Here is a 23,359-nt window from a genome sequence, read left to right as displayed (position 1 = left end):
TCCCTATCGATCAGGGGCGGCGTTCATCGGCGTGACGAGAAGGCGATCGACCCTTCACCGTATCGGTAAAGCGCGCCAGCGCAGGATTGGCCGCATGCTTGTCGAAGGTGAACACCAGCGGCATGTCGATCGACAGGTCGCTCAACCGCGCGAACCGCGCCAGCGCGGGCGGCCGCCCCAGGTTCGCGGAGTTCACGATGGCCGCGCCTATGCCGGCGCACACCAGCGCCAGCATGGCGGCCTCGGTCGATACTTCCTGCACGACGCGCAGCGTCACGCCCAGCTCCTGGCAACTGCCGATTAACTTGTCGAAATAGATCGGATAGACGGCGCGCGGAAAGGTAACGAAGGGCCAATCGGCGATCTTGCGCAGCGATACGCTGGCCAGTCCGCCGGCGGCGCCGCCAGGCGATGTTTCGATCGGCAGCTCCCACGCCAGCGGCGCGGCAAGCAGCACGTTGTTCGTGGCCAGCGGCAAGGCATCGAACGCAGCGGGCAGCGGCGCGTATTGATAGACAAAACCGCCATCGAGCGAGCCCGCTTCGATCTGCCGCAATTGATCCGGCGTATTCATCGGCACCAATTCGATCCGCACGTCCGGCACTTCCCGCTGGAAGCGCCGGAATATATCCGGAACGATGCCGTCCCAGGCGCTGTTTTCCACGAAGCCCAGGCGCAGATAGCCCTGGGTGCCCGACGACAGCCGCCTGGCCGTACGCGCGGCCGATTCCAGGTGGGCGATGGCGGAGCGGGCCTCGCGCAAATACGCCTGTCCGGCCACCGTCAGCTTGAGCCCCCGTGGCGTACGCTCGAACAGCGTCAGGCCCAGTTCTTCTTCCAGATCCTGGATCTGTCGCGAGATCGCCGGCTGGGTGACGTGTATCCGTTCCGCCGCGATACGGATGCTGCCCGATTCGGCGGCGGCGATGAAATAGCGCAGGTGCCGTAGTTCCATCTGGGTGCCCTCGATACCATTCCTCTCGGGCAACGATGATGCCATAGCGCCGTGCGCTTACGGTTTCAGGGCCTCCAGGTTGTAGGCGACCGGCAGCCAGCGGGAATCCTTGCCGGCGCGCCGCGCATTTCAAGCCTTGGCGGCTTCCATGGATGCCACCCTGCGTGCCGCGAACCAGTAAAGCAGCGCGCTCAGCGCGGCGGCTGTCGTACCGACGACGGCCAGGGACATGGCGAGTCCGGCGCGCGGATCCGCCAGCCATTCGTTCATCCTGCCGACGGCGTACGGGCCCAGCCCGCCGCTGATGGCGTTGGTCAGGAATACCAGCAGGGCGAGCGAGCGGCCGCGCATGCGGTTGGGAATGGCGATCTGCAGCGGCACGGGCGCCAGCGCCATGACGATGCTGGCGGCATAGGCGCACAAGCCATACAAGGTCAGGGTCACGGAAAGCGAAGACGCCAGGGGCGCGAAACAGGCCGCCGGTATCAGCAGCGTCGCGGCCCAGGCGGCGATGCGCAGCACCTTGCGCAATGCGCCGTTGTCGCTGACCTTGCCGACCAGGAAGCTGGCGCTGACCACGCCGGCCATGCCGCCCAGCATGTAGATCGGTCCGGCCAGCTTGCCCACTTCGCTGGCGCTCAGTCCGAAGCGGCGGATGATCATGGTCGGGAACCACGCCGAATGCGAGTAGAACAGCAGGATCAGCGCGACATAGCCGAAGAAGTAGGGCAGGCAGAAGCGGTTGCGCACGAACAGTTCGCGCAGGACTTCCTGCAAGGGCGGCGCGCTCTCGGACGCGCCGGCAGGTATTCCGCGGCGCGCCGGTTCCTTGATCGTCAGCGCGACCAGCGCGGCAAGGATGAGGCCGGGAAGTCCCAGGACGAAGAACACCATCTGCCAGGCCCGCAGATCGTGTTGCGCCAGCCACGCGCCCATGTCGGGCGTATCCATCCAGCCCAGCAGCGCGCCGCCGCCCAATAAGGCGACCCCGCCGCCGACGTAGGGACCCAGCATGAAAACACTGCTGGCCCGCGCCACCTTGCGCGGCGGAAAGAGGTCGCTGAAGATCGACAAGGCCGCCGGGCTCAGCGCGGCCTCGGCAATGGCGGTGCCGGCGCGCCACACCAGCAGCTCGGCGAAACTGGTCGCCGTGCCGCACATCGCCGTCGAGATTGCCCAGATGGCCACGCAGGCCGCGCTCAGCATGACGCGGTTGGAACGGTCCACCCTCCGCGCCACGAAAACCCCCGCCGTCGCGTAGCACATCGTGAAGGCGATCCCCTGCAGCAGGCCGATCTGCGTATCGCTCAGCGTCAGGCTGGCCTTGAGCGGCTGGACCAGGATGCTGACCACCTGCCGGTCGATATAGGAGAACACGAAACACAGGAAGAACATGCCGACGATGTAGGCATGGGATATCGCGCCTGCCTCGGCGTGTGGCGGGACGGTCGCGGCGCCTGGCCCGGCGGCCGTCGCGGCGCCGGATGCGGGAAGGCTCGCGGGCGCGGCGGCGGACGCACGTGGCGGGCTCGCCGGCACGGCACTGGCCGGAGTATCGCTGTTCATCATGGCATCACCATTGCGCGGGAGCCGCCAGCAAGGCGATGCAATCGCCCGGCTCGACGCGTGCGTAGGTCCGGGCGCACACCACCATGCCGGCCCCCGCGAAATGCAGCTCGCGCGCGGGCTCCCAGGGCGCGTGCGGATCGAACAGGCGTCCCGCCAGGTCGCCGGCCCGGACGTTCTGTCCCAGGCGGAAGCAAGGCTCGAAGACGCCATGGCGCGGCGCGAACAGATAATGCCTGGCGCCTTCCACACGTATCAAGGTGGTGTCGCGCGCCGGCGCCGGCGGATCGTCATCGACGGTCAGTCCGGCGGCATGCAGGAAACGGCGCACGCCGTTCTCGACGATGGCCACGCCGTCCACGCTGCAGGCCGCGGCGCCGCCGAACTCGCCGCACAGGAACAAGGCGCCGTGGCGTTCGGCCGCCGCGCCATAGGTGCGGTCTTCGCCCAGCAGATCCATGATCATCGTATGCGGCGCGGCGAAGGCGTGCACCAGCTTCAGGAATCGCGCGTGTTGCGTGGCGTCGCCGGGCAGGGCCGCCAATAGCGTCGGCATGTGGTTGAACGACGCGCCGCCCGCATGCAGATCCAGCGCGATGTCCGCGCGCGGCAACAGCTCGGTGTCGACGTAGTGCGCGATCATGGCCGTCAGCGAACCATTGCGTTCGCCCGGGAACATCCGGTTCAGATTCCCCTGGTCGATCGGCGAGGTGCGCGACCCGTTCAGGAACGCCGGGAAATTCAAGGCCGGAATCACGATCAGCCGGCCGCGTATCCGCATTTCCGGTATGCGCCGCAGCAGCTTCATCAGCGCCACGGGACCTTCGTATTCATCGCCATGGTTGCCGCCGGTCAGGAGCACGGTCGGGCCGTCGCCGCGTTTCAGCACCGCCACGGGGGTGGGTATGTGCCCGTAGGCGGAGCGGTCGTGCGAATACGGAATCCGCAGGAAGCCGGTCTGGAAGCCCTCGCGGTCGTAGTCGACGTCGGTCGAAATCAATGATTTCCGCGCAGGCGCGGATGCAGGCTGCGCCTGGATCGCAGGTTCGAGCAGGGTGGCGGTCATGTCCTTATCTCCATGCGGTTCGGGCGCTGTCTCTTCCGGCCCATGCGCGAACTATTGACCATTTGAGCCATGCCGACAATTGCTGTTATTTGCGGATAGTGATGCGTTTCAGGCATCACACGCCATGAGTGGCGAGACCCCATTCTTGTTAATTGCGAATGAATATCAATTGCGAATAACATTCGGCACCAGCCTGATGTTCCTGGCGTCCGAGTACCGCAAGGGCGCCGACTACGTCGGCAACCGCGTGGCCGGCGCGCCGACATTCGTCGCCGCGGCCCAGGCCACGTACCACGTGCCGTGGGTGCCGGGCCTGAAGCCGCGCACCGACGCCAAGTACACCGGCGCCACCATGCTGGGCGCGTCGAACGACGTCAAGGTGGGTGACTACACCATCGTCAACATCGGCGCCGTCTACGACACCCGCATCGCGGGCTACGACACGACCTTCCGCGCGGGTATCAATAACGTCGCCGACAAAAAGTACTGGCTTTTCCAGTCCGCGGACTACGTCAAGGCGGGCGATCCGCGCACCTTCATGATGAGCGCCAGCGGGCGATTCTGAGATATAGGACGCGGGAACCTTCAAGGGTTAACGCCCCACAATGGCATTTTCTTGCCCCGGCTCGGCTGGCCCGGTCGCCGGTCTACAGGAAGGTGCCGTGTCCAATATCAGCTCATACCAGCCTCTGGCGGCTCCCTCCATCGCGACGCAGGCCGGCTTCGCGCCGGGTTTCTTCCAGCGCTACGTTGCCGAGGCGGGCTCCGCGGATGGCCGGATGGCGGATGCCGCGGAGCGGGGCGGCATCCGGTATTGCGAGGATGTCCACGGCCCGCACGCGGACTTCTGCCTGGGCGCGGATTTCCCCGAATACCGCCGGCAGGTGCGCGCCAACCTGGATCTGCTTCACGACTTCTGCCGGCGGCACGCCGCCGCGGAAGCCGAAGCGATCGCGGCCAGGTTCGATCTGTTCTACCGGCGCCGTTTCACGGCTTCCTACTTCGACAAGCACGAACACCTGCTGGATAGCCGGGGAAAGCAGGCCCTGGACAACTTCTGCGAGTTGATTCGCGACGCGCGTATCGCGCCGGACAAGAAACTCGCGGCGATACGCAATCTTTCCGAAGGCGTCGGCGTATGCGCGCCCGGTGTCGTATCGAACCTGATACTGGCGGAGGAGGAACTGGTCATGTCTTCGACCGGTATCCGGGCCGCCTTGTGGAAGGTAAAGCACGACGTTGCCAGGGCCGTCATCCTGCGCGAGGTCCACCAGGCGTTCCACAGGAATCCAGGCTACGTCGGCTACGAAACCCACTACGTCAGGACCGTGTGGAATCATCTTGCCGATGCGATCGGCCTGGTGCCGGAAGAAGATCCGTTCACGCGCCGCCTGGCCTTGCCATTTCTGCAGGCCTGCCTGGAAAAGGTCCGCCTGGCGATCACGCCGGATACGTTCGCGCGCATGCTCGCCGACCAATGGCGGTCGATGTTCGGCAGCGGCCTGGCGCAGCGCCGGATGGCCCTGTCCGCGGATTGCTCCGCGTCCATCAACGAGGACTTGCTGGACATCCTGGCCGGGATACGGCGGGAGTGCCAGCTGACAACGGAAAGCCTGCGATTGCACGCCTTCGTACGCCTGGACGACGACGGTGCCCGTTATTGCCTGCGCGGCGACGTCACGCTGATCGCGCTGGATATCCTGCGCATCATGCGCGCCGAGTCCCTGCTGGAAGGCGAGCCGATCGATCTTGGACAGTGGACGGACGGCGACGGCGCGCGTCACGCCATGCTGGCCTTCGGCAGCCTGATATGGCGAGCGGATCTCGCCGCGGCGCCGTCCGCGTCGGATGGCGGTCTGCACGCCTGCGCGGACCAGCTGACCATCCCGGATCTTCTGGCATGGTGCGCGGCCTACGGCGTGCCTGGCCACATGCTGCCGTCAGCGGCATTGACCCAGGCGCTGGACGGCGCCGACCGGGCCGCGGTCGACAGCATACCCGCGAGCTGGCTGATCGATGTCGGCAACCTGCTGGCCGTGCTGCCCCGCATGACGCCGCAGGTCGCCCGGCAAAGGATGGATGCCAACCTGGAACACTATGGCCGTCATCTCTCCATCCAGGCACGCTCCGATTTGATAGATCGCGCCATGGGGATGAACGCCGCGATCCTGGTGCTGGCGCAGGCCTGGTACAGGAATCCGTGGCAGCTGCTCGGCGAATCGCTGGATGCCGCGCGCGGCTCCAGGTTGCAGTACTGGATGGCCACCGACAATGGATCCGCCATCGATGCCTTGCAGCAGCCGCTCGACGGGCGCGTCTATCTGACTACCGGCACATATGCGTCCGACGTGGAAATATTCCAGACCCTGCGTGGATCGGAGTCCCGGCCCGCGCTGAACGTCGCGATGGAAGCCGGCAATATCTATGCGCTCGCTGCCTGGCGGCGCCTGGTCAAGGCGCCCGGGGTGCTGGACCGCATAGGCAATCGCTTGACCGAACTGCTGTTGGCCAGGGCGTCCAGCCTGGGGCTGACGGCCTTGAGAAAAGCGATGGGCGCCGGCCGCGCGGCGGCGGTGGAAGCCTTCTTCGACTTGCTGGCCGATCCGGCGATCACGCCGCATATCCGGAACACGCTGCCCGAACTGCTGCTTGCCCGCACCGCCCTCAAGGTGCCGGGCCTGCTGTTCGCGATGGAACGTGGACATACGTCGGCCGTGCAGGCGTATCGAGCCGTGCTGGTCCATCCCGCCATTTATCCGCATATCAAGCGCGACCTGCCGGTGCTGGTGGGATGCCGTTGCGCGAAGGGCACGGCGACGGAGGGCGCTTCGGCACTTGGCCAGGGGATGCAGTTCGGCCGCGCGGCGGCCATACGCGCTTATCACCAGATGATGGTGGATCCACTGATACTGCCGCATATCGGGCGGATATTGCCCCGCCTGATGACCGATAAGCGGAACGGCAGGCCCTGCCTGGCGGCCGCCATGTACTTCGGCTATGACGGCGCGATCCGCGAGTTTCACGCCATATTGGCGGACCCCTTGATCACACCGCTGATCAGGCGCGTGCTGCCCAGGATCGTGCTGGCGCGGATCTCGGCGGGCGAGCCCAGGGATGTGGCCCGTGCATCATCCAGCTGCGGCCAGCCGGGCCTGGGCGTTGCGCTGGCAGCGGGATACGTGGCGCCCATCAAGGCATTCCACGAGTTGCTGGCGGACCCGGCAATACTTCCCCACGTGGGGCGCATACTGCCGAAGGTGTTCGTCGCCATCAACCGCGAACGCACGCCCGGCCTGGTGCTGGCCTTGCGCGGCAATCATGCCGCGGCCATCGACGCATATAGCGATGCGCTGGCGGATCCGGCCATACTGCCGTTCCTGCGCCACGTGCTGGCCAGATTGCTGGAAGCGCGGGACGCGTCCGGTACGCCGGGGATATTGTCGATCGACCAGGAAGCGAACGCCGCCGCTGTTGCCGCATACCGGCGCATGCTCGACAGGCCGGAACTTGCACCGTATATCAAGCCGGCGGTGCTACAGAGATTGCGAGCCATGGCGACCGTGCAGGCCCTTGGCGAGGCCGCGTCCATGGCCGGGCGGACCACGCGGGGCCCGATGGAGTCGGCGGCCGCCGCCGCTCCGTTGGGCGCGCCGCTGGCCGGTATCGTTCAGCGCCTGGTGCGGCGCCTGACCTTGCGGGTGCCGCGCGCGGGTTGATGCGCCGCTACGGTGGATAACCGTCTCCCCGGCGGACCCGGGGGGCGCAGCCTCGCCGTCCCAACGACCGGACCGGCTGCGGCGTACGAGCGGAGTGAGCCATAATTGACGGAATCGCCCTGGCTTCCGTCATGCCGGCCGCCGCCGGCCTGGAAAGCGAAGGCCGTCTGCCGCAGGAGGTATATCGCCATGTTCCAGGACTTCGATCCGCACCGCCCCGAACCTGCCCGTGAAACCGTCGATGCCATGAAGGGCGCCGCGGTGCTGGAATTCGGCGCCAACTGGTGCCCCATCTGCCAGGGGACCCAGCCCATCATCAAGGCCGCCATGACCCGGTATGCGGACGTCCGGCACATCAAGGTGGAAGACGGCAAGGGCAAACCGCTGGGCCGTTCCTACAAGGTCAAGCTATGGCCGACCTTGATCTTCCTGCAGGACGGCCAGGAGGTCGCGCGCCTGGTCCGGCCCGACGATCAGGGCGACATCGACAAAGCCCTGGCGGGCCTGCGTACCGGCGGCTGATCACTTGCCGGTGGCCGATCGCCACGAGATCAATCCGGCGCTGTGCGCCCGGCGTCCAACTGCATCCAATCAGAGCGAAGCGCGCCACGCGCGAGGGGAGACAAGCATGCCACATTCAAGGCGGTGGCTGGAGCGTTCCGCCATGCTGCGACTGGGCAGCATGGCGACCCTGCTGTTCGTCCTGATCCTGAGCGTCTTCATCGCGCCGGTGGCCGTGCCCCCGGATTCCGCCGCCGGCCAGATCGTCGAAGACGTCCTTATCTCCCTGATCCTGCTGAGCGGCGCCATCGCGGTGTCCGATCGACGCCTGGCCTTCATCCCGCTCACGCTCGTGGCGGTGGTCGTGATCGCCGTGCGCTGGGCCGGCTGGTTCATGCCATCCGGCGCCGCCGAGCTGCGCGCCGTCGCATTGCTTTTCGCGCTGCTGATGCTGGCGCTGGTGATAGGCGCCAAGGTCTTCGGGAAGGGCGCCCAGGTGCGCGACCGCCTGTGGGGCGCGATCGCGCTCTACATGCTGCTGGGCGTCATCTGGGCCGCGGCCTATGAAATCGTGAACCTGCGCGTACCCGGCGCCTATACGGGCATGGAGGGGCATGCCAGCCTGGCCTATCCCTGGGTCTGGATCTACTTCAGCTTCTCCACCTTGACCACGGTCGGCTACGGCGACATCACGCCGGTGGCCCGCGTCGCCCGGTCCCTGTCGAACATGGAAGCACTGATCGGCCAGCTTTATCCGGCCATCGTGCTGGCGCGGCTGGTGTCCCTGCCGGTGGAGGATACGCGGCCGGATGAGGACGGATAACGTCGCGCCGGGCGGCAGATGCGGCTGCCGGCGGAGAGAACCGCGGCGTACCGGCGATGCCGCGACCGTCTCCTTGCAATGCACCCGTTAACGCGTAGCCCGCAGCAAATCGACCAGCTCGGCCGTGGGCATCACATCCGCGTACTTGCTCGCCATATCGAACAGGTTCACCGCATGGGATACCTGGGACCGGTCGTAGACGGCGTCCTGCGGCACCACCACCTTGTAGTTCAAGGCGCAGGCGTCGACCACGGTGGCCCGTACGCAGCCGCTGGTCGTGCAACCCGTGACCACCACGGAGTCGACCTGCAGACCCACCAGATAGCTGGCCAATGAGGTTCCCTGGAAAGCGCTGGCCTGGCGCTTCGGAATCAGGATGTCGCCTTCGCGCGGCGCGACGTCCTTGACGAAGTCGTAGTCCGGGGCGGCGACGTCCATCACCCCCGGCACCTTGGCCTCGAACTGGCCGCGGTCGTGCGACAGCTTGGGCGCGACGTGCGGATACAGCACCGGCGCGCCCATCTTGCGAAACGCCTCCAGCAGGCGCGCGATGTGGGGCACCGCCCGCCAGCCGTATTCGCCGCAGCTGGTCGACATCGTCTCGATGGCCTGTTCGATGGGCATGGGCTCGTAGCACATCGAGCGGTATTGCACGTCGATCACCAGCAGGGCGGGCCGCTGGCCGATGCCCGTCGGCGCGCCCCAGCCCGCCTTGCGATAGATCTCCAGCTCGTTCTCGGGAATGATGCCATCCCAGGGGCGTGCACGTTGTTGCAGAACTTCGGTCATGTCTTCAGATCTCCACGGACGTCGCGTCGTACTGCAGCAGCCAGTCGTAGCGTGCGCGGACGGCTTCGTTCGACCATTGCTTGTTGATATAGGGCCATGCGGTGGCCTCGTCGCCCAGTTCGGGGCTATGGAAGATGCCGAACATGTTCAGCGACTCCGCCTTGGTGCGGTTGGCGCGATCGATGCGCGCACGGTCGTAGCGCCGCAGGGCCGCCGGAATGTTGTCGGCCCCTTGCTCCAGGCAGCGCGCCAGGACATAGGCGTCCTCCATCGTCAGGTTCACGCCCATGCCCAGGTAGGGCGTCATCGAATGGCAGGCGTCTCCCACCAGGGTGACCCGCCCCTTGGACCAGGTATCCAGCGGGTCGCGCACGAACAGGCCCCAGCGGAACAGGTTCTCCGAGCCCACGAACAGATCGATGATGTCCTGGTGCCAGCCTTCGAAGTCCTTCAGCGCATCGGCCAGATCGCCTTTCTCCGACCACGATTCCGTGTGCCAGGTATCGCTGTCGACCTGCGCGGAAAAGCTGACGAACAGCTCGCCATTGCGCTGCACGGGATAGGTCGTCACATGCGCCGTGGGTCCGACCCAGGTCGACGCCAAGGGCTCGCGATGCTGCGGTTTCAACTTGCCCATGGGCGCCAGTCCACGCCAGGCGAGGGCGCCGGTATAGCGCGCCGGCGCCGGGCCGAACATCGACTGCCGCACCCGCGAATGCGCGCCATCGCAGCCGACGACCACGTCGCCTTCGATATGGCTGCCGTCATCCAGCAGCAGGCGCGCCCGTCCGTCCACCGTATCCGCGCCCACCGAGCGCACGCCGAAATGCACCGCGTCCGGCTTGAGCGCGATGACCGCTTCATACAGCACGCGCTGCAGTTCGGCGCGCAGCACCTGGATCAGCGTATGGTCGGCCTTGGACGCCTTGTCGTCGCGGTTGTAGACGGACTTGCCTTCGCCCGTCTTCCAGTAGCGGATCAGGCGATCCTGCGGCGGCAGATTGATGGCTTCGAGCTTTTCCTTCAAGCCCAGCGCCGCCATGACCTTGGCGCCGTTGGCCGAGATCCACAGGCCCGCGCCGACTTCCCGCAGCTCCGGCGATTGCTCGTAGATATCGACATCGAAGCCTTTCTTCAGCAGCGCCAGCGCCAGCGTCAGGCCGCCCATCCCGGCGCCCGCGATGATCACGTGGGTGCGCGGCCCGGTATTCCTGGAGTCAGACATGGGTTCTCCTATTGATAATTGTGTGGGTTATGGATGAGGTCCATGACGGCCTCAAGAATCTTGACGTAGCCGGTGCAGCGGCAGATGTTGCCGCGCAGATAGTGGCGCACGGTCTCTTCCGCGGGCTTGTCGTGGCGCGCCAGCATGGACTTCACCGCCAGGATCATGCCGGGCGTGCAGAAGCCGCATTGCAGGGCGCCGTGGGCGATGAAGGCGCGCTGGACCGGGTCCAGCCGTTTGCCCTCGGCCAATCCTTCTATGGTCGTTACCTCGCGCCCGTGCGCATCGGCGCACAGCGTCGTGCAGCTGGAGGCCGGATTGCCGTCGACCAGCACGGTGCACGCGCCGCATACCTGCACGTCGCAGGACCGCTTGGTGCCCTTGAGCCGCAGCCGCTCGCGCAGCACGTCGATCAGCATCTCGCATGGCTCCACGTCGACGGACGTCGGCGCGCCGTTGAGCTTGAAGTCCACGCGCATCATCGGAAATTCGGTATCGGTCTGGCTCATTCGATTTGGCTCACGGCAGGCACGCTTTGATGGCTCGTTCGGCAAGAACGGAAACGAGATGGCGTTTGTAGTCGGCGCCGCCATGCAGATCGTCATGGGCGTCGATGGCCTCGGCATCCGCCGCGACCGCGGGACTCAGCCGCCGCCAGATTTCATCGGCGGGCAGATCGGCGGCCAGCCCGGCCGCCGCTTCCTCCGCCCGCGCCAGCCGTACCGGGCTGGCGGCGATCGCGCCGGCCCACAGGCTGAGACGCTGCGGATTGTCCGTGGACCACACGGCCGCGACGCCCACCGCCGGCCGCTCGGTATGCCCGAAAGACCGGTAGGCCGAGCGCGTGCCGGCCGATTGCGGCGCGATCTCTATGGCGACCAGGATTTCGTCATCCTCACGCGCCGTCACGAACTCGCCGAGGTGGAAGTCCCGCGACGGGACGTCCCGCTCGCCATCCGGTCCCAGCAACACCACCCAGGCGTCCAGCGCACACAGCATGGTCGGCGCATCCGCATGCGGCTCGGCGAAGCACAGCACGCCACCCAGCGTGCCGGCGATGCGGACGCGGATATTGGCCACGTGTTCGCTGAGTTCGGCATAGCCGGGCAGGCACTCGCGGATGACCGGATCGTTGGCCAGCGTGTCGTGCGACGTCAGCGCGCCTATCGATATCGTGCCGTCATCCTTGATGCGGACGCCCCGGAGCTGGGTAATCTGCTTCAGATCGATCACATGCTGGTATTGCAGCACGTGCGCCTTCAGCGCAACCAGCAGTTCCGTACCGCCTGCATGAAATGTCGCGGCATCCCCGTGCGCGGCTTTCAGCGCGATGGCCTCGTCCAGGCTGCCAGGCCGATGCAGAAAGAATTTCCTGGCCCGCATCAGCCGCCTCGCTTGCCCAGGCTGGCGGCCACGCCCAGCAGCGGCGCGGCCAGCCACCACCACGGCGACTGTCCGAACGCCACCGCGCCGTGCGCCACGCCGATGGCAACCGCGACATTGATGCCCAGCCGCGGCCACAGGAACACGAGCTCCGTCGTGCCGGTCTTGCGCTCGTCTCCGCCCGCCGCCGCATGCCGCGGCGCGTGGCGTTGCGGGCCTCGCGGCGACGTTTCGATCTGGCTAGTACCACCGGCCGTGTCAGCCGACGTCGGTTGCGCCTCCGGCCTGGCCGCCGCCGTCGGGACGCCGGTCATCGCGGGCCCGGCCGCAGCCGCGACAGCACCGGCTTCCGCGGACGCGGACCGGCCGCCATCGAACCCCGACAGCTCCGCCCGCAGCCGCGCCTCGAACTCCGCGAACAGCTGCTCCGACCGCTTGCGCACAATCGGATAACCCAGCGACGCCAGCCGGCCCGCCACCTGCATGCTCGCGCTGACGTCCAGCTTGCACAGGACCTCCGCGCCGTCCCGCTGCTCGTCCAGATTCACCACCATCCTGACATCGATGGTCGTACCCGTCGCCTTATCGGTGCCCAGCGCTTTCAGCGCCACCTGCCGCTCGATCTCATACGATTCAATATCGATCCGCGTCGGCACTTCCAGCTTGAACGGCCCGATCTTCTGCCGCATCACGGCGGAGAAAGTCTTGAGTTTTTCAACCTCGACAACGTTCTCGCAGCCGGGGATCAGCGTAGCGACCCGCCTAACGTCGAAGAAAATCTCCCACAACTGCGAGGCGGTCGCGGGCAGCAAAGCATCGATTCTGAAGTCCATGGCGTCGTTGTCTATTTATCGGAATTCTTGAAGCCGCTGGCGTCCATCATGACCGGCATGAAGGCACCGCGGCGGTTCATTTTTTGTCGGTCAGGTTCTTGTCTCGCAACGCACGCCAGACCCGTTCCGGCGTCAGGGGCAGCTCCTTCAACCGTATCCCCCATCCCTGGAACAGCGCATTGGCCACCGCCGGCGCCACGGGCAGGATCGCTCCTTCGCCACCGCCTCGCGCGCCGAACGGCCCAGGCCCGTCGCCGCTTTCTATCAAGGCGGTGCCCACGTGCTCCGGCACTTCCTCCATCGTCGGCACCTTGTAATCGAACAGCGTCCCGTTCACGACCTGGCCGTCTTCGTAGATGTATTCCTCGGACAGTGTGTGCCCCAGGCCCATCACCATCGCGCCTTCATCCTGGCCTTCCGCCGCCTTGGGATTGATCACATGGCCCAGGTCCGCCGCGCCGCCCGCGCGCAGGATGCGGATCGCGCCGGTGCCTTCGTCCACCGCGATCTCGAACGCGCCCGCGCCGGTTTCCCAGAACAGCGGCTGCAACTTGAACGCCCCATCCTTGGTGTTCGGATTCACGCGGCCCACGCCCAGGAACTCGCCCGCCGCCATGCCATGGAAGCGCCGCAGCAGTTCTATGAAGGCGATCGGGCCATTCGGTCCCTGGACGGCGCCTTCGATCAGCGTGTAATCGTCGGGCGACCCGCCCAGCTCCTGCGCGGCGATGTCACGTACTTGCCGCGCGATGTCTTCGCAGGCCAGCTGCACCGCCAACCCGATGATCACGGTCGAGCGGCTCGCGCCCGTCCCCCAGTCATAGGGCGCCTGCAGCGTATCCGGCTGCGCGACGGCTATCATCCGCAACGGCTGGTTCAGCACCTTGGCGGCAATGATGCGCAGCACGCCGCGGCTGCCTTGGCCGATCTCCACCGTATTCGCGGAGACATTCACCGAGCCATCCGCCCGCAGCCGCACGATGGCGCCGCCGATAGGCATGATCCCCGGATCGGTCGCACCCACCGCGACGCCCAGCCCGCGACGGCCTTCGTACTCAGGTTCCGGTAGCTTCTTCAGCGTATCCAGCGCCGCCCGCAGCGAGCGCCGCATATCGACATCGAGAGGCCGCAGGTCATGCTTGATCGTCTGGCCTTTCTCCGCCAGATTCAGCATGCGGAACGCAATGGGGTCATGGCCCATGGCGTCGGCGATGATGTCCATCTGCGACTCCGTCGCCCAGACCGCCTGCGGCCCGCCGATGGAGCGGAACGCCGCGCCCGGCACGGTGTTCGTGTACACGCCTACGGCTTCCAGCCGCAGATTCGGTATGTGATACGGCCCGATGGCCCGGATGGCGGCCTTGACCGCGATCGCGGGACCGGTGTCCGCGTAGGCGCCGCCGTTCACGACCGCGCGCACTGTCTTCGCCACGATCTTGCCGTTGGCGTCGACCGCGGTTTTCAGCGTCACTTCCGCATCCAACCGACGGCAGGTCAGCATCGATTCCGCAATCGTCAGGCAGACACGAACCGGCGCCCGCGCCTTCCACGACAGCGCCGCCACCAGCGGATCGATCTTTACCGACGCCTTCCCGCCGAAGCCCCCGCCGACGTAAGGGGAGTGCACCCGCACGCAGGCCAGCGGTATCCCCAGGATCTCCGAACACACCCGCTGGACCGCGGTGGGCGTCTGCCCGCCGCTCCATATCTCCAGCGAATTCGGCTTCCAGTGCGCCAGGCAGACGTGCGGCTCCATCGCATAGTGGAAAACCATCGGGAAGGTAAAGGTATCCTCGAACACCTTCACGTCGCCCGCGAACGCCCGATCCACGTCGCCGCTCTCATAGGACCACTGCTGGAACTGATTGGTCCCCGGCACCGGCGTGCAATGACCCCTGAAGTAATAGTCCTTCAGGACCTCCATATCCTCATGAACCAGCGCCGCGCCTTCGGCCAGCGCTTCCCGCGCGGTAGTCGAATGCGGCAGCGTCTCGTAGCTGACCACGATCGCGTCCAGCGCCGCTTCCGCGGTCGCCTCATCGACCGCCGCCACCGCCGCGACCGGATCGCCCACATAACGCACCTTGTCCAGCGCGATCACCGGCCGATCGCGCAGCGACAACCCCCAGCGGATCTCCGTTCCTGGCATATCCTTCAGGTCCTCGCCTGTCAGAATGGCGACGACGCCGGGAATGGCCAGCGCTGCGCTGGTGTCCAGCCTGGCGATGCGCGCGTGCGGCACCGTGCTGCGCAGGATCTTCCCGTGCAGCATGTTGGGCACTTCCACATCGCTGGCGTAGACCGCCGTACCGGTCACCTTCTCCAGGTAATCGGCACGCGGTTCGGCGCTTAGGGAGAACTGAGGCTTGGAATGCATGGAGGGGGCCGGGCCTGAGTGGTCTTGGTGGGCTAGTTGGTCTTAGTAATCGTCGTGGTCGCCGTGATCGAGGCGGCCTTACCGGCTTCAGTCTTCGAGCGAGATCTTCGATCGCGCGATCACGTCCTTCCACAAAGCCGTCTCATCCGCCTGACGCTTCACCACGGCCTGCGGCGTGCTCGACGCCGGCTCCACGCCGACGGCGCCCAGGCGTTCCTTCACTTCCTTGGACCCCATCGTCTTCGCGATCTGCGGCACGACCTTGTCCAGCACGTTCTGCGGCACTCCCTTGGGCGCATACAGCGCGAACCAGGTCACGGCCTCGAAACCAGGCAGCACCGTTTCCGCCAGCGTGGGAACGTCAGGCAGGGCTTCCGAGCGCTTGGCCGTCGTCACGGCCAGCGCCTTCAGCTTGCCGGACTTGATATACGACAGCACCGCCGGCCCTTGCTCGATCGCCATCACCACACGCTCGGCGATCAGGTCCACCACCATGGGCGAGCTACCCTTGTATTGCACCGGAAACACATCCACGCCAGCGCGCTGCTTGAACAGCTCCATGAACACATGCTGCGAAGTGCCCGTGCCCGCCGACCCGTAGCCGAACTTGCCGGGATTTTTCTTCAGATAGGCGATCAGCTCCTGGATGTTGTTCACCGGCAGCGCGGCCGGCACAACCACGTACGAGGGGTTGAAGCCCAGGATGGAGACGGGCTCGATCTTCTGATAGACCCCGTCCATGCGCTTGCTCAGCAGCGGCAGGATGGAGAACATCGACGACGCGCCGATGAGCATCGTGTAGCCGTCGGCCGGCGCGCGCGAGACGTAATCGGCGCCGATGATCCCCGAAGCGCCGGCTCGGTTGTCGACCACGGTGGACTGACCCAGCTCGCTCAGGCCCGCCGCGACCGACCGTGCGTACAGATCCGTCGCGCCGCCGGGCGGGTAGGGCGCCACGATCGTGATGGGTTTGCTCGGATACGTATCGGCGGCCTGGGCGCTGCCCATCAGGCAAACGCCGCACGCCAGGGCCGTGAAAGCCTTCTTCCATCCTGCGTTGATCATTGTTAACTCCCCTTGAAAGTTGCCCATGCCGGGCGTCGGCAGGGCCTGCTTCGCCCTGCACGTTCTGTTCAGAAGAACTGTATTCTGCGGAACGGTACGCTACAATGTCAACTAGGACATGCACTAAATCGAGCAAAAAAATGTCGGAAGAACCAGAAAGCGACACCAAGGCCGGTGGCGTCGCCGCGGTGGAACGGGCGATCGCCATACTCAACGCCTTCCGCGCGGGCGACAGTTCGCTAACGCTGAACGAGCTTGCGCGCCGCACCAAGATGTACAAGAGCACCATCCTGCGGCTGCTGACGACCCTGGTCCAGGAGCACTGCATCGTGCGCCTGGACGACGGCAGCTATCAGCTGGGTTCCATGCTCTTGCATTGGGGCGGGCTGTATCAGTCGTCCTTGCGCCTGGACGATCATGTGCCGCCCATCCTCCGTCGCCTGGTGCAGGAAACGGAAGAGGGCGCGTCGTTCTTCACGCGCGAAGGCAATCACCGCGTCTGTCTATTCCGCGTCGACTCGCCGCGTTCCATCCGCGATCACATCCGCGCCGGGGACCTGGTGCCGCTGGACAAGGGCGCCGCAGGCCGCGTCCTGACCGCGTTCGACCCGACCATGACGCCGCCGTCCAGGACGCCGGAGCAGCCTTACATCATTACCGTGGGAGAGCGCGAACCCGACATCGCGGCGATCGCCGCGCCTGTATTCGGCCCGCAAAAAAACCTGCGCGGCGCACTGGCCCTGTCCGGCCCGGCCGCGCGGTTCTCGGTGGAACTGCTACCGTCCATGTCCACCCGCCTATTGGCCGCCGCCGCCGACCTGACGCGGCGGCTGGGCGGGGATGCTTCGATATTCGAGAGCTGGCAGGCTAAGAGCCGCCCTGCGGCCTTGGGGGAAACCGCAGGCTGACCGCGCGCGGCAGCTTAGGCGTGCCGCTCGACCCGCATTTCAGGATGGACGACCTCGCCATCCTGCAGAATCTGCGTATCGTCCAGCCAAAGGCTGCACTGCCGCATCGGCAAATCCAGATGGCAGGCCGTATCGTTATCCCCGCCAACCTCCAAGTTGGGGCCTAGCGAGAACAGCACATTCCCATAAAACGCCAGCGCGTTCATCACATGCTCGGTCGGCAACTGACGCGTCACGGCGAACTGATACCACCGCGCCTTCTCATTCAGTCCCCAGCCGATATGCGAGATGGCATAAGCCCGATCATCATGGAAGCTTTTGATATAGCTATCGATCAGCTGAGCGTCCATCCCTGATCCGGATATGTCGGTGACATAGCCGTCCTTGATCTTCAGCGTCACTGGCGATTCCACGTACTTCTTGAAGGCGCAGAGCACATCGCCCGGTTGCAGCACCACCGTGCCGTTCACCCCGCCATCATTGCCCTGCGTGAATGAAAACCCAGAAGGGAAGTGATCCCACCGGCCGGGCTCGTAGGTGTATCCGTACTCGGAAATCACCGGGTATTGCCCTAGCTGATACGTCACGTCAGTACCGGCGGCGGAGGTGAACCGAAGTTGCTTCGCCTGCTCCATGATCTGCTTCGCATACTCCACCCGCCGCCGCAGATCCTCCGTCGGGAACATCTGCTTCAGCACATGGAACGGCTCCATCACGCGGAGAATCCGCACACCCGCCGCCTGAATCTCCGCCTGTTCCCGCGAGAACAGCAGCCCCACCATATCGATCACCATGTCGGCTGATTTCAGCGTCTTCATGGCGAGCTCATTGCCGACTAGCGGATGACGACCCTGCACCCCCACGGCGTTCTGCTGCTCACGCCGCACGTTCAAGTTGAAGGTCTTGGCCCCCAGCCGCTGGGCCGCGGCCATGAAGGCATAGGCGTTCTCCTGCCATTCATCCTCGGCCGTCAACACGATCACCGTCTCGCCGGTCTTTACGCGGCACAGTGATAGTTCTTTCGTGAACAGCTCCAGTACTTCCGCATCGAGTTTCAATTGCGGTCCCCTCTATGTTTGGAAAGTGTGCGGCTAGGTATGCCTGGAAAGAATCCCGGCAAGCGCTTGCTTGAATGCTTCGAAATTCTCAGCCTGCATCTGGTGGCCGACGCCGGGGAGGCGGACAGCGTGCAGATCGGTGCGTAGTTGCTTCATTTCGGCGATGTCGTCGTCGGAGACTACGCCGCCTTCGCCAGCGCAAAGCAAGGAAACCGGCTCCTTGGTCTGCGCCAGGTCGGCAAAGATGTCCTGGTTATGGAAGTCGTCATAGGCGACATGCACCGCACGTTCATCGCAGGTGGACAACCATTCCGCCCGCAGCCGCTGCAAGTCGTCCGGCCATGGAGCGGCTTTGCTCCGCTGAATTGCTTCCAGCGCTTCGCCACGCTGCGCGGCCCTCAGCAGATCGACCGTCCTGGCTTTGGGAACAGGGTAGGGACGGCGGCCTGGGCCGCTGGTAGGCGGGTCGATCAGCACCAGCCCACCGAAGACCCCAGGTGCCTTCGCCGCTGCCCGCAATGCAATACGTCCACCCATGGAGTGGCCCAGCACGACGGGCTGATGGAGGTTGCGTGCCTGGATAAACGACACCACGTCCCGCGCACAAGCATCGACGCCATAGTCCAAATGCGGCCCAGCCTCGCTCAATCCGCGGCCGCGAACGTCCATGACATAGCAATCATGGTGATCAGCCAGCCAAGCTCCAACGTGGCTCCATAGGATCGCCGGACTGACGATGCCCGGAACAATGACCACGGCAGGGCCATCGCCGGCGAAGTGCAGGTAGTGCTGCCGGATGCCGTTCGCACGGATATGCGCGCCTATTCCTTGAATCACACTTTTTCCTTGGTAGCTCTGCTGCGCGCCAAGGCCGAGGTCAGCGTCAGCGTCAGCGGACGCGCAGCGGCCAGTGTTATATCCACGCGTTATGTACAACAGAACGATATTCTATCAAACAGAAGGCTTTGGTCAATGGAAAGCTAGCCGTTGCCCGCACGCCTCATTTCGTTTTGAAAAAACACCCTTCCTCCGGCCACCCGGTTGAGCATCTGTATCTGCCTGCATAGGATGTGAACAAATGTCTCAGCGACTGTAGTGAAAGGCCAGACTTACGCGAATCAAGCCACCGATAGGGGACAAGCGCTTTGATTTACCAGTGCGGCAACTGCAGCAAGACCACCTTCGAAACGACATGCCCCACATGCATGCCGTCGCTGACCGCCGCGCCCGCCACCAACCTTCCGCCCTCGCAGCTCATTCCGCTGGACCCGTCCTTCTATCCCGAATTCCAGTATCAGTCCAAGGGCTTCATCAAGGACTTCCTGGGAAAGAAGAAAGAGCAGGCTCAACTCAATGAGCTGCTGAATAGCGTATTGAGGAAGTACGCCGAGCTCAAGACGCCGTACTTCACCAACTTCATCCACACCACGTCGATCCTGGCCCCCGAGGGCGACGACGCCAGCCGCCCTCGACCGAGAATGAATGGCGTGTACTCGGATCGCGAGCTATTCCGAGAGGTCCTCGTTCGCAGAGGCTTTAGTGAGCTTGAGGGGCATCCCGCCTTAATGGACAAGCTGCTCCTCACAACGGCCTTCAATGCGACCTACGCCGGCTTCTCCAGAGAACTGGCTCGGCACATGAAACCGACCCTGTCGGAGAGCCTGAGGTCCTGGATCAACGAAGCCGGCACCAGCTTCCGCTCGGACCTGAGTCTTTTCTTTTACTTCTGCTGGGAAAACGATATTCGATATCCAGAAATCGAATTCGACCCGCAAGCCGCCAGCACCGTAGGGATCGCTTTAGTTCCTGCGGCAGCCTTCCAGAAATGGCTCCAGCATTGCGAAGTCATTCACTTCGACATCCTGGTCGAACGGCTGGCCACACGCTTGGAAAACTTCAACCCCAGCCTTTTCGTCACCATGTATGCGGTCGACGCGATGGACGGCTTCCAGTTCGAGGAATTCCTCGTCGATATATTCCAGACGATCGGCTATGACGTGAAGGGAACGAAAAAGACTGGCGACCAAGGCGCCGACCTGTTCGTCAGCCGATTCGGCAAGGACACGGTGATCCAGGCAAAGAATTATTCCGGCGTCGTCGGGAATTCAGCCGTCCAACAAGCGATTGCTGCGAAGGCTTTCTATAACTGTGATGAAGCGATGGTGGTGACTAACTCGTACTTTACGAAGTCGGCGAAGGAACTGGCCGATTCAGCCGCCGTGCGGTTAGTTGGACGCGTTGAATTGCAGAAGTATCTGGACGACTACAACCATCGGATCATCGAGCAGTTTCAGGTCGAGGTGGTAGAGGACTGATAAAGGGGCTACTTTTTTCAGAGCCTTAGACGTGAATCGTAGAGAGAGGGAGATGGAGATGATCCCGGTGCGATCTCGGGCTATTACGCCAACGGGATATGACCCCGCCACTTACCGAATGAAGATCACATTCAAGCAGAGCAACTACGATTTTTGCGGCGTTCCCGCGGAGGTATACCGAGGGCTCACAGGCGGCCTCAGCGACAACGGCCGACGGTCATTGCATCACCACGCAGGGTATAAGCGCCTTTGGTCTGATCCAACGTAGAAAGATATACGTAATGAGGTCGCGGATGACGGCCACCAATCTGTGAGTGGGAATTATGGATGCAATTGAGAGCATACTTTCAGCTTGTCGCAATCTCAAGTTGGCCGATGCGAATGAAGCGGCGACTAGACTAAAGGTTGTGGATCGCGTGTTGCGTGAAGTTCTCGGTTGGAGCGATAGCGATATCAATCCCGAAGAGCATGTTTCCGAGGATGGGAACAGTACATTCGCTGACTATGTCCTAACAACAGCGAATGTCGGTGTCGTGGTCGAAACAAAGAAGATTGGCGCCGCCTTCAGTATACCAATGTTAAGACGGAAAGAACGTCTAAATAAATCCTTCGTCGTGGGCGCACTGGGTGAGGCAATTATTCAGGCGCGAGACTACTGTCGGGGTCTCGGTATAGATTTTGCCGTCGTCACAAATGGGGATGCCTGGATTATTTTTCCGGCCCAGCGGCACGATCGAATGTCGTTCCAGGACTCTTATGCACTGGTTTTTCCGACACTTCTGTCTGCGCTCTCGGATGATTTCCAAGAATTCCACGAGCTCTTGGCTCGAGACTCTGTGATCAACGGAAGCCTTGAGACAGCGCTTATCGGCCGTCAAGAGAATCAACTATCTGCTCGAACCCTTGGTAACTTGCTGGGCTCATCCGGACATACCCCACGACGCAATACGATATATCCGCTCATCCAACCGGGCATAGAACTGGCTTTTAGCGACGCCATCTCTGAGCTTGATGGTGATCTTTTAGAGAAGTCGTATGTTTCGACCCCTGAGCGCATTCGTTTTGACCAGCACATCGGCATGCATTTAGCACGCAAGGCGTCATTGTTCTCAGCTCAACCTCCGCGACCGATGAAGACGGGCGAGCAGTCTGCAATGGTGGATAAGTTGGCGAGTTCACTAAAAAGGTCTAGACCGCTCGCAGTTATCGTCCTGGGAAGCGTCGGTACGGGCAAAACGACTTTCCTCGATTATACCCGCAAGGTGAAAGCGTCGAAGTTTTTCGAAGAACGTAAGGGGGGGCCTTATCCACATTGGATCTACGTGGATTTTCGCGCCTTTACTCAGGGTGATAGTCCGAAGCAGTTCATCTTCGAACGCCTATTTGATTATGTCAAATCGAACTCCTTCCTTTCAGACTTTCACCAAGGGATTGAGCCAGCATACCGATCTGAAATTGAGGCGTTGAAACGAGGCCCCCTGTTCCTATATACGTCAAATGAAGAAAAGCTTAAAGAAAAAATCGTCGAGCTTATCGCGAACGATTATTCCGCAGTGCATCCATACGTCGAGAAACTCGTTCGCAATGCCGCCAAAAACACGCCAGTATTTCTGGTGGTGGATAATATTGATCAAGTCGAGGTTGATCAGCTTGAATCGCAACTTTTTGCAGATGTACTTGCGCTTGGCCAGTTATTGCAAGTGAACGTCGTGATCTCAATGCGAGACTCGACTTATGCTAAGTACAGAAGTGCCCCGGTTTTTGACGCATATGATTTCGATCCAATTCAGATCGATGTCCCAAAGATATCATCTGTACTGTCCAAGCGGTTTCAATTGGCGAAGTTTTTGCTTGCAGGTCATTCCGGAGAGTTTATAGCCGAGAATGGTGCCCGAGTGACGGTTGATGACTCTACGGTTTTTGTTGATATCGTGCAGTCATCAGTGCTCGGAACGGAGGTCGGTCGTATGATCGAGGTGCTGGCGAACGAAGATGTCCGCCTGGCATTGCGGATGACCCGTCAATTTCTAGAGACCGGATATACAAATCCTGGAAGAGCGCTCGAGCATTACAAAACAAATAGGCGATACACTCTGCCCAGGCACGAGGCACTTCGAGCTATTCTACAAGGCGGTGCTTCGGTTTATAAGGAGGCTTTAAGCACCATCGGTAATCCGTTTGACGCGAGACTCGGTCGTACAGAAGCGCAGATGTTACGCGTGTATATTCTCAGCGCGCTCGTGAATATGGCTAGCCTGCCTTCATTTAGATATGCTGAAGTCCAATCCATTTTGGAATCACTTAGAAGGATCGGGTTTGGCACCGAGCTGTCGATGCGTGCCGTCCGTGATATATGCGTGTTCCGTTTCGCCTTTAACGTCTCTCATACTGACGTATCTGAGTATTCGAGCTTGATGCCGAGCCGACTAGGCGGTTACGTCGTCAGAGATCTCATTACAGACTTTGTGTTCCAAGAAGCGATGATGATGGATACGTTTATCGCCGATGATGCAGTATGGGATAGTCTACGTCAATTGACACAGGAGATCGAGCAAGAGCGCGATACCGTCCGCCGTATCGAACTTCGTATCGCCCGGGTGCAGGCATTCTTCATCTTGCTCCATGGTATGACCGAACAGTTGACGACCGAGGCCACTCGTCGCGGTTTGCCAAAAGAATGGTGCATGAATCCGTTTGTGGTAACGGATATGGAACGGGAGCTCCAAACAGTTCTGGCATCAGCTAAGCGGAACTATGGCGGTTCCTAGGCGGTTAGCAT

General features: G+C 63.1%; 19 protein-coding genes and 1 pseudogene. 8 read left to right on the top strand and 12 right to left on the bottom strand.

All coding sequences use genetic code 11. The features are described 5' to 3' along the window. Window positions 1-10: 10 nt before the first annotated feature. From ACNA0R_RS12710 to ACNA0R_RS12700, 3 genes are all read right to left on the bottom strand, one after another. Complete coding sequence (locus tag ACNA0R_RS12710; protein WP_415826358.1) at window positions 11-955, bottom strand: LysR family transcriptional regulator; 945 nt, start codon at window positions 953-955, stop codon at window positions 11-13. A gap of 129 nt (window positions 956-1,084) precedes the next feature. After that, window positions 1,085-2,524 carry an MFS transporter gene (locus tag ACNA0R_RS12705; RefSeq protein ID WP_415826357.1) on the bottom strand — a complete coding sequence of 480 codons (1,440 nt, stop codon included), beginning with the start codon at window positions 2,522-2,524 and terminating at the stop codon, window positions 1,085-1,087. Between the two features lie 4 nt (window positions 2,525-2,528). Next, window positions 2,529-3,587, bottom strand: coding sequence for a succinylglutamate desuccinylase/aspartoacylase family protein (locus tag ACNA0R_RS12700; RefSeq protein ID WP_415826356.1), 1,059 nt, complete (start codon window positions 3,585-3,587; stop codon window positions 2,529-2,531). A 184-nt stretch (window positions 3,588-3,771) separates the two neighbouring features. Between ACNA0R_RS12700 and ACNA0R_RS12695 the strand changes: the two are divergent. The 4 genes and pseudogenes from ACNA0R_RS12695 to ACNA0R_RS12680 form a co-directional block, all read left to right on the top strand. Next, window positions 3,772-4,152 (top strand): annotated as a pseudogene (locus tag ACNA0R_RS12695) (TonB-dependent receptor domain-containing protein); the annotation flags it as partial. A gap of 97 nt (window positions 4,153-4,249) precedes the next feature. Beyond that, window positions 4,250-7,303 carry a hypothetical protein gene (locus tag ACNA0R_RS12690; RefSeq protein ID WP_415826355.1) on the top strand — a complete coding sequence of 1,018 codons (3,054 nt, stop codon included), beginning with the start codon at window positions 4,250-4,252 and terminating at the stop codon, window positions 7,301-7,303. A gap of 189 nt (window positions 7,304-7,492) precedes the next feature. After that, window positions 7,493-7,825, top strand: a complete 333-nt coding sequence (locus tag ACNA0R_RS12685; RefSeq protein WP_415826354.1) for a thioredoxin family protein — start codon at window positions 7,493-7,495, stop codon at window positions 7,823-7,825. 106 nt (window positions 7,826-7,931) lie between these two features. Next, the gene (locus ACNA0R_RS12680; protein ID WP_415826353.1) at window positions 7,932-8,627 is read left to right on the top strand and encodes a potassium channel family protein; all 696 of its coding nucleotides are present in this window, start codon (window positions 7,932-7,934) and stop codon (window positions 8,625-8,627) included. An 87-nt stretch (window positions 8,628-8,714) separates the two neighbouring features. On the opposite strand, the gene ACNA0R_RS12675 is transcribed toward ACNA0R_RS12680, so the two are convergent. From ACNA0R_RS12675 to ACNA0R_RS12645, 7 genes are all read right to left on the bottom strand, one after another. Next, complete coding sequence (locus ACNA0R_RS12675; protein ID WP_415826352.1) at window positions 8,715-9,416, bottom strand: isochorismatase family protein; 702 nt, start codon at window positions 9,414-9,416, stop codon at window positions 8,715-8,717. Window positions 9,417-9,420: 4 nt separating this feature from the next. Continuing rightward, window positions 9,421-10,641, bottom strand: a complete 1,221-nt coding sequence (locus ACNA0R_RS12670) for an FAD-dependent oxidoreductase (RefSeq protein WP_415826351.1) — start codon at window positions 10,639-10,641, stop codon at window positions 9,421-9,423. An 8-nt stretch (window positions 10,642-10,649) separates the two neighbouring features. Next, window positions 10,650-11,150 carry a (2Fe-2S)-binding protein gene (locus tag ACNA0R_RS12665; RefSeq protein ID WP_415826350.1) on the bottom strand — a complete coding sequence of 167 codons (501 nt, stop codon included), beginning with the start codon at window positions 11,148-11,150 and terminating at the stop codon, window positions 10,650-10,652. A gap of 10 nt (window positions 11,151-11,160) precedes the next feature. Continuing rightward, window positions 11,161-12,024 (bottom strand): FAD binding domain-containing protein, encoded by an 864-nt coding sequence (locus ACNA0R_RS12660; protein WP_415826349.1) that lies wholly within the window; start codon window positions 12,022-12,024, stop codon window positions 11,161-11,163. Next, window positions 12,024-12,857, bottom strand: a complete 834-nt coding sequence (locus tag ACNA0R_RS12655) for a CoxG family protein (protein WP_415826348.1) — start codon at window positions 12,855-12,857, stop codon at window positions 12,024-12,026. Before ACNA0R_RS12655 ends, ACNA0R_RS12660 begins: the two co-directional genes overlap by 1 nt. A 76-nt stretch (window positions 12,858-12,933) precedes the next feature. Further along, complete coding sequence (locus tag ACNA0R_RS12650; protein ID WP_415826347.1) at window positions 12,934-15,234, bottom strand: xanthine dehydrogenase family protein molybdopterin-binding subunit; 2,301 nt, start codon at window positions 15,232-15,234, stop codon at window positions 12,934-12,936. Window positions 15,235-15,321: 87 nt separating this feature from the next. Beyond that, complete coding sequence (locus ACNA0R_RS12645) at window positions 15,322-16,299, bottom strand: Bug family tripartite tricarboxylate transporter substrate binding protein (RefSeq protein WP_415826346.1); 978 nt, start codon at window positions 16,297-16,299, stop codon at window positions 15,322-15,324. 140 nt (window positions 16,300-16,439) lie between these two features. Between ACNA0R_RS12645 and ACNA0R_RS12640 the strand changes: the two genes are divergently transcribed. Beyond that, window positions 16,440-17,207, top strand: a complete 768-nt coding sequence (locus ACNA0R_RS12640) for an IclR family transcriptional regulator (RefSeq protein ID WP_415826345.1) — start codon at window positions 16,440-16,442, stop codon at window positions 17,205-17,207. Window positions 17,208-17,221: 14 nt separating this feature from the next. On the opposite strand, the gene ACNA0R_RS12635 is transcribed toward ACNA0R_RS12640, so the two are convergent. Together ACNA0R_RS12635 and ACNA0R_RS12630 are read right to left on the bottom strand one after the other, a co-directional pair. Then, window positions 17,222-18,265 (bottom strand): M29 family metallopeptidase, encoded by a 1,044-nt coding sequence (locus ACNA0R_RS12635; protein WP_415826344.1) that lies wholly within the window; start codon window positions 18,263-18,265, stop codon window positions 17,222-17,224. A gap of 33 nt (window positions 18,266-18,298) precedes the next feature. Next, window positions 18,299-19,102, bottom strand: a complete 804-nt coding sequence (locus ACNA0R_RS12630; protein ID WP_415826343.1) for an alpha/beta fold hydrolase — start codon at window positions 19,100-19,102, stop codon at window positions 18,299-18,301. Between the two features lie 368 nt (window positions 19,103-19,470). Between ACNA0R_RS12630 and ACNA0R_RS12625 the strand changes: the two genes are divergently transcribed. The 3 genes from ACNA0R_RS12625 to ACNA0R_RS12615 are packed head-to-tail and all read left to right on the top strand — an operon-like array spanning window position 19,471 to window position 23,348. Then, a complete protein-coding gene (locus ACNA0R_RS12625; protein WP_415826342.1) occupies window positions 19,471-20,580 on the top strand; it encodes a restriction endonuclease in 1,110 nt (369 codons plus the stop codon). Window positions 20,581-20,632: 52 nt separating this feature from the next. Beyond that, entirely contained in the window at window positions 20,633-20,848 is a 216-nt protein-coding gene (locus ACNA0R_RS12620; RefSeq protein ID WP_415826341.1) for a KTSC domain-containing protein, read from the top strand. Window positions 20,849-20,903: 55 nt separating this feature from the next. Continuing rightward, window positions 20,904-23,348 carry a P-loop NTPase fold protein gene (locus ACNA0R_RS12615; protein WP_415826340.1) on the top strand — a complete coding sequence of 815 codons (2,445 nt, stop codon included), beginning with the start codon at window positions 20,904-20,906 and terminating at the stop codon, window positions 23,346-23,348. Window positions 23,349-23,359 lie beyond the last annotated feature (11 nt).

Source organism: Bordetella sputigena, from assembly GCF_965137885.1.
Taxonomy (GTDB): Bacteria; Pseudomonadota; Gammaproteobacteria; order Burkholderiales; family Burkholderiaceae_B; genus Bordetella_C; species Bordetella_C sputigena.
This window is presented reverse-complemented; position numbering and strand designations above follow the sequence as displayed.

Coding starts and splice junctions, on each gene's coding strand:
- ACNA0R_RS12710 (WP_415826358.1), bottom strand. CDS start 955: ATGGAACTACGGCACCTGCGCTATTTCATCGCCGCCGCCGAATCGGGC.
- ACNA0R_RS12685 (WP_415826354.1), top strand. CDS start 7,493: ATGTTCCAGGACTTCGATCCGCACCGCCCCGAACCTGCCCGTGAAACC.
- ACNA0R_RS12675 (WP_415826352.1), bottom strand. CDS start 9,416: ATGACCGAAGTTCTGCAACAACGTGCACGCCCCTGGGATGGCATCATT.
- ACNA0R_RS12640 (WP_415826345.1), top strand. CDS start 16,440: ATGTCGGAAGAACCAGAAAGCGACACCAAGGCCGGTGGCGTCGCCGCG.
- ACNA0R_RS12700 (WP_415826356.1), bottom strand. CDS start 3,587: ATGACCGCCACCCTGCTCGAACCTGCGATCCAGGCGCAGCCTGCATCC.
- ACNA0R_RS12645 (WP_415826346.1), bottom strand. CDS start 16,299: ATGATCAACGCAGGATGGAAGAAGGCTTTCACGGCCCTGGCGTGCGGC.
- ACNA0R_RS12620 (WP_415826341.1), top strand. CDS start 20,633: ATGGAGATGATCCCGGTGCGATCTCGGGCTATTACGCCAACGGGATAT.
- ACNA0R_RS12650 (WP_415826347.1), bottom strand. CDS start 15,234: ATGCATTCCAAGCCTCAGTTCTCCCTAAGCGCCGAACCGCGTGCCGAT.
- ACNA0R_RS12655 (WP_415826348.1), bottom strand. CDS start 12,857: ATGGACTTCAGAATCGATGCTTTGCTGCCCGCGACCGCCTCGCAGTTG.
- ACNA0R_RS12625 (WP_415826342.1), top strand. CDS start 19,471: ATGCCGTCGCTGACCGCCGCGCCCGCCACCAACCTTCCGCCCTCGCAG.
- ACNA0R_RS12705 (WP_415826357.1), bottom strand. CDS start 2,524: ATGATGAACAGCGATACTCCGGCCAGTGCCGTGCCGGCGAGCCCGCCA.
- ACNA0R_RS12660 (WP_415826349.1), bottom strand. CDS start 12,024: ATGCGGGCCAGGAAATTCTTTCTGCATCGGCCTGGCAGCCTGGACGAG.
- ACNA0R_RS12665 (WP_415826350.1), bottom strand. CDS start 11,150: ATGAGCCAGACCGATACCGAATTTCCGATGATGCGCGTGGACTTCAAG.
- ACNA0R_RS12670 (WP_415826351.1), bottom strand. CDS start 10,641: ATGTCTGACTCCAGGAATACCGGGCCGCGCACCCACGTGATCATCGCG.
- ACNA0R_RS12680 (WP_415826353.1), top strand. CDS start 7,932: ATGCCACATTCAAGGCGGTGGCTGGAGCGTTCCGCCATGCTGCGACTG.
- ACNA0R_RS12615 (WP_415826340.1), top strand. CDS start 20,904: ATGGATGCAATTGAGAGCATACTTTCAGCTTGTCGCAATCTCAAGTTG.